This window comes from Calditrichota bacterium (assembly GCA_014359355.1).
Taxonomy (GTDB): domain Bacteria; phylum Zhuqueibacterota; class Zhuqueibacteria; order JANLFK01; family Oleimicrobiaceae; genus Oleimicrobium.
The window spans coordinates 1-5,301 of the sequence record JACIZP010000091.1; the positions used below are offsets into that span (position 1 = coordinate 1).

A 5,301-nucleotide genomic window follows, 5' to 3' on the forward strand; every position below is an offset into this window, starting at 1 on the left:
CACGTACTACTATCGTTGCTCGGACTTTCATCTGCTGCGTGCCCTGTTGCTCGCCAATTGGAAAGCCATCTGCACTGCCTCCGCCGCGTTTTCAGCCTGGTGGATGCTTGGATCTATTGCCCACGACTTCAACCCAACGACGGGTACCCCAAGCTTCAGGCAGAAGGCAATTTCCGAGAGCGTCCCGTAGCCGCCGTCCACGGCGATGGCTGCATCTGCGGACTTGACGATGACCACATTGCGTGCTTCACCGAGCCCGGTGGCAATGGGGATCTGCACGTAAGGGTTTGCCTCGCTGGCGTCATCCCCCGGCAGGATGCCCACGGTGAGGCCGCCATGCTCTCGGGCCCCTTGACAGGCCGCTTCCATGACTCCCGTGCGCCCGCCACAAATGAGAACGCCCCCTTGCTCTGCGATGAGACGCCCGACCTCATAAGCGAGCTGGCTGATCTCCATGCTGCAGGCGGCACCACCCAAGACGGCAATGACTGGTCTGCGTACGACTGAGGAACTCATGGATAGATTCGGTACATGGTCCGCGGGAAAGGGATGGTCTCGCGAATGTGGGACAAACCGCACACCCAGGCCACCGTCCGCTCGATGCCGATCCCGAATCCGGAGTGGGGGACGCTGCCGTAGCGCCGCAGGTCGAGGTACCACTCATACGGCTCCATGGGCAGGTTGTGCGCGCGAATCTTCCGTTCCAGCGTCGCCAAGTCGTCCTCTCGCTGTCCGCCGCCGATGATCTCACCATAGCCTTCCGGCGCCAACACGTCCACGCACAATACCCGCCCTGGGTGCTCTGGGTCGTCCTTCATGTAGAAGGCTTTCACCGCCGCAGGGTAGCGATGTACCATAACTGGCCGGTCGAATTGCTGGGAGAGCACCGTTTCGTCCGTGCCGCCCAGGTCGTCCCCGCGCTTGAAGCCGGTGCCTGCCTGTTCCAGGCGGTCGGCAGCCTCGTCGTAGCTGATGCGCGGGAACGGGGGGCGCACGCGCTCCAGCGGAGCCACATCGCGTTCGATCACCGAGAGCTCCGCGCGACGGTTGTTGAGCACGGCTTGCACGATGTGCACAATCAGTCCCTCAGCTAATGCCATGATGTCGTCGAGGTCGGCGTAGGCCACTTCCGGCTCCAGCATCCAAAACTCAGTGAGGTGGCGGCGCGTCTTGGATTTTTCTGCGCGAAAGGTGGGGCCGAAGCAGTAGACTTTGCCAAATGCCATCGCCCCTGCTTCCACATAGAGCTGGCCACTCTGCGTGAGGTAGGCCTTGCCACCAAAGTAGTCGGTCTCAAAAAGGGTAGTGGTTCCTTCCACCGAGGCTGGCGTGAAAATCGGCGCGTCCAGGAGCACAAAACCCTGATCATCGAAGAACTGGCGCGCCGCCCTGATTATTTCGTGGCGAATGCGGAGAATAGCATGCTGCTTCCGCGAGCGCAGCCAAAGGTGACGGCGGTCCATGAGAAAGGTGGTACCATGCTCCTTCGGCGTGATGGGGTATTCCTGGGCGATGTGGACGATGGTCATGTCCTGCGCCAGGAGCTCGTAGCCACCTGGGGCGCGTCGGTCTTCTCGAACTATGCCGGTGACTTTGAGGGAGCTCTCCTGAGTGAGCTTCTCGGTGGCAGCAAAGACCTGCTCCGAGACGTCCGCCAGCGAGAAGACGCTTTGGATGATTCCGGTGCCGTCGCGGACGAGAAGAAAGCGCAACTTGCCACTGGAACGCATGTTGTAAAGCCACCCCCACACTTCCACGGTCTGCCCCACGTGTTTGGCGATGTCCGCAATGTACACTCGTTGCGCCATGCGATGTCTCTTCCTCCAGTTTCCAGTCCGTCGGTTCTACTTCACCATGAGTACCGGGATGGGGCTCTTGCGCATAATCTGCACGGTGGTGCTGCCGAGAATAGCTTCGCGGATGCGCGAGTGGCCGTAGGCGCCCATCACGATGAGGTCATACTTGCCCTTGGCGGCCAGGTCGATCACTGCTGCATCAGGGCGCCCGGAGAGCCAGGCAGAGTCAACTTCCGCCCGATATGCCTGCAGGTAGTGCACCCCCTCTGCGCAGATGCGCGTGGACAGTTCCCGGTCGTCCGACACGTGCACGACGGTGATCTTGGCGTTGAGGTGCTCGGCGAAAAAGCCCGCCAGTTGCAATGCTCGGTTTGCGTGTTCGCTTCCGTCGTAGGCAGCCAGCATCTTCTGCACGTTCCGGAAGCGCTGCTGCACAATCATGATCGGCTTGCTGACGTGGCGGGTCACTGCCTCCAGAGTGGCTCCCAGCATGGTGGTCGCCCAGCGGGCATATTCGCCCCGGTTGCCCATGATGATGAGGTCCACCAAGTTGGCTCGTTCGCAAATGATTTCCACCGGCGAGCCCCCGAGTGTTTCCGCCTCGTAGGAAATACCCTCGCTCTCTAAGGCGCGTGCGCACTTGTCCAGCACCGCTTGCGCCTTCCGCTCCAGAAGCTTCCGCGACTCCTCCTGGTAGCCGGGGGCAGGCAGCACCGGCACAAAGCCATCGGCACCCACCGAGAGCACCCACTCGAAGATACGCACGTCAACCACCGAGAGGAGACGCACGCGCGCCCCAAATCGTCGCGCAAGATCGATGCCGTGTTTCAGGACCGAGTTGGTGTACTCGGAGCCGTCCACAGGGAGAAGTATCCGCTTGACCATCGTCGAACCCTCTGCTTTGTGAAACTTATCCCCATGCCTCCATTTTCGCATCCCTGGTCATCAGGTCCTCCAGCGCCGTCCGCGGGTCCTTGCCCTCGAAGAGGATGCGGTAGACCTCCCTGGTGATGGGCATCTCCACATTGTGCAGGAGGCTCAGTTCATAGGCCGAACGTGTAGTCCTGACCCCTTCCGCAACCATCACCATCTCGCTGAGAACCTGTTGCAGTGTCCGTCCCTTGCCGATCTGCTCGCCCAAGTAGCGATTGCGGCTATGCTTGCTCATGCAGGTGACGATGAGGTCGCCCATGCCGGTGAGGCCGGCGAAGGTGAGCGGATTGGCCCCCATCTTCACGCCCAAGCGCACAATCTCCACCAGGCCACGGGGTTGCAATGCTGCCTTCGTGTTGTCGCCGAAACCGGCCCCGTCGCAAATGCCGGCGGCAATGGCGATGACGTTCTTCAGCGCCCCGCCCAGCTCAACGCCGATGACGTCGCTGCTCGTGTAGACGCGGAAGGCCTTGTTCATGAACGCCCGCTGCGCGAAGCGGGCGCTCTCCTCGGACGGGCAAGCGCAGACAACTGCTGTAGAGATGCCTCTGCTCACCTCTTCGGCATGACTCGGGCCGGACAGAGCGACGAGGCGCCGCGGCTCCAGCTCCGGTATTTCTGCCAGCAGCACCTCCGTCATGCGCATCAAAGAGTCGTTTTCGATACCCTTGGTGGCGCTCACCACCAGTGCTTTGCGCATGCCCGGCAGAGGCCGGAGAAGGCGGGCTACCTCACGCATCGTGTGCGAAGGAACGGCAACGACCACCAGCTCTGCTTCTGTCGCTGCCTTCTCCAGGTCGGCAGTAATGAGAATCTGCTCTGGGATCAGAACCCCTGGCAGCAAATGCCGATTCTCGCGCGTCCTTGCCAACTCCTCTGCTACCTCTGGACGGAACTCCCACAGGCGCACTTCGTGTCCATTGCCGTGCAGGAGGATGGCCAGGGCTGTACCCCACCCTCCGGCGCCGATCACTGCCACCTTCAGGCCTTGTGAGGTGGAGGAGTGCACGGCTTCCTACGCGACCTCCCCAATGTGAAAACTCGTCAATCCCAGCCCAGTTGCTGCGTCAACGCAGGCCTGGGCTGCCTGCGGCGCCACAATGAGCACCTCGCCGATGCCAAGATTGAACACCCGCCGCATCTCCTCATCGGCCACGTTGCCAAGGCGTTGGATCAGCTGGAAGATCGGCGGCACCTGCCACGCCTGCCAGTCGATGCGCAAAGAGCGAGCCGGCGGCAAGAGGCGCCGCGTGTTGCCGACAATTCCCCCGCCGGTGATATGGGCGATGCCACGCAGACCTTGTACGGTGCGTACCCGCTGCACGAGGGGCTGATAGGAACGATGCACACGCAGCAATTCTTCGCCCAGAGTTGTGCCCAGTTCGTCGACATAGTCGGTCAACTTCATCCTGGCCACGTCCAAGAGCACTTTGCGCGCCAGCGAGTAGCCATTGGTGTGCAGGCCATTTGAAGCTACGCCGATGAGCAGGTCACCGACCTGAATTCCTCTCCCATCGATAATTGCCTCTCTCTCGACGACTCCCACGATCGCCCCGGCAAGATCGAAATCGTCGGGTTGGTAGAATCCTGGCATTTCCGCCGTCTCACCGCCGATGAGGGCGCAGCTGGCCTGGCGACAGGCACGCGCCATGCCGGCCACCACCTGCTCCACCACTTCGGGTTGTAGCTTCCCAGTGGCCAGATAGTCCAAAAAGAACAGCGGATCCGCGCCACTGGTCATGACGTCGTTGACGCAGTGATTGACGAGGTCCTCACCAACCGTATCATAGACGCCAAGCGCGCAGGCGATCTTTAGCTTTGTCCCCACCCCATCGATGCTGGACACCAGTACGGGTCTGCGAAAACGCGTTGTATCGAGCTCATAGAAGGCGCCGAACAGCCCGATTTCTCTCAGCACCGCGGGTGAAAAGGTCGATTTGGCGAGCGCCTTGATGCGCTCCACGCTCTCATCGCCGGTGGCGATGCTCACGCCGGCTGCTTCGTAGGTGAGTCCCGAATGCTCGTTCACCTCTTTTCCTCAGTTTTGCAGACGTCCAGGTACCAGGCGCGCACTCTGCTCAGAAAGTCGAGCACCAGCGGCTGTCGGTAGTCGGGATAGGTCCACTCCAGCGGCTGAAACCGTCCCTGCCGGTAGCGCAGGTGGAGGTCGCCATATATGCCGTGACCCAGGTAGATGCGGTGATCATAGTTCTTGGTCGTCGCCAGCACCACCTTGGCCCCGTCCAGATAGCCAGGATCGAGATTGAGGTTGCGTCGCCCTGCCGTGGAGGTCCTCTGTTCGAGCACGTTGGTCTGCAGTTTTATCTCAGCCAAGCGGTCCGGTTCAACCAGCGTTGAGAAGCTCACGAAAAACTTAAGAAGCTCCTGCCCCATCTCCTCGGCATAATAATCGGAGAAAGAGAAGGGGTAGTGTTCGGATTCCAATGCAATTTCCCCGAACTCGTTCTGCAGTAGCCGCTGCGCCTGCTTCATCATCTCCTGGGAATTGTACGTCACGGCGCAGAACAGACAGACGGGTCGGGGTGATCTTGGAGCTCCCATGGACATACTA

Annotated in this window: 6 protein-coding genes; all 6 read right to left on the minus strand. The window is 60.9% G+C overall.

The window, feature by feature from the left end:
• Positions 1-27: 27 nt before the first annotated feature.
• The 6 genes from H5U38_03770 to H5U38_03795 are packed head-to-tail and all read right to left on the minus strand — an operon-like array spanning position 28 to position 5,246.
• Positions 28-516, minus strand: a complete 489-nt coding sequence (locus tag H5U38_03770; GenBank protein MBC7186135.1) for a TIGR00725 family protein — start codon at positions 514-516, stop codon at positions 28-30.
• Positions 513-1,808: an asparagine--tRNA ligase gene (gene asnS / locus H5U38_03775; GenBank protein MBC7186136.1), complete on the minus strand. Its 1,296-nt coding sequence runs from the start codon at positions 1,806-1,808 to the stop codon at positions 513-515. Before asnS ends, H5U38_03770 begins: the two co-directional genes overlap by 4 nt.
• A 36-nt stretch (positions 1,809-1,844) precedes the next feature.
• On the minus strand, positions 1,845-2,681 hold the full coding sequence (locus tag H5U38_03780) for a universal stress protein (protein MBC7186137.1): 837 nt from the start codon (positions 2,679-2,681) through the stop codon (positions 1,845-1,847).
• Between the two features lie 25 nt (positions 2,682-2,706).
• Positions 2,707-3,714 carry an NAD(P)H-dependent glycerol-3-phosphate dehydrogenase gene (locus H5U38_03785; GenBank protein ID MBC7186138.1) on the minus strand — a complete coding sequence of 336 codons (1,008 nt, stop codon included), beginning with the start codon at positions 3,712-3,714 and terminating at the stop codon, positions 2,707-2,709.
• A 30-nt stretch (positions 3,715-3,744) separates the two neighbouring features.
• Positions 3,745-4,758 carry a phosphoribosylformylglycinamidine cyclo-ligase gene (locus H5U38_03790; protein ID MBC7186139.1) on the minus strand — a complete coding sequence of 338 codons (1,014 nt, stop codon included), beginning with the start codon at positions 4,756-4,758 and terminating at the stop codon, positions 3,745-3,747.
• Positions 4,755-5,246: a DUF4416 family protein gene (locus H5U38_03795; protein ID MBC7186140.1), complete on the minus strand. Its 492-nt coding sequence runs from the start codon at positions 5,244-5,246 to the stop codon at positions 4,755-4,757. The genes H5U38_03790 and H5U38_03795 overlap by 4 nt, the downstream gene beginning before the upstream one ends.
• Between the last annotated feature and the right edge of the window lie 55 nt (positions 5,247-5,301).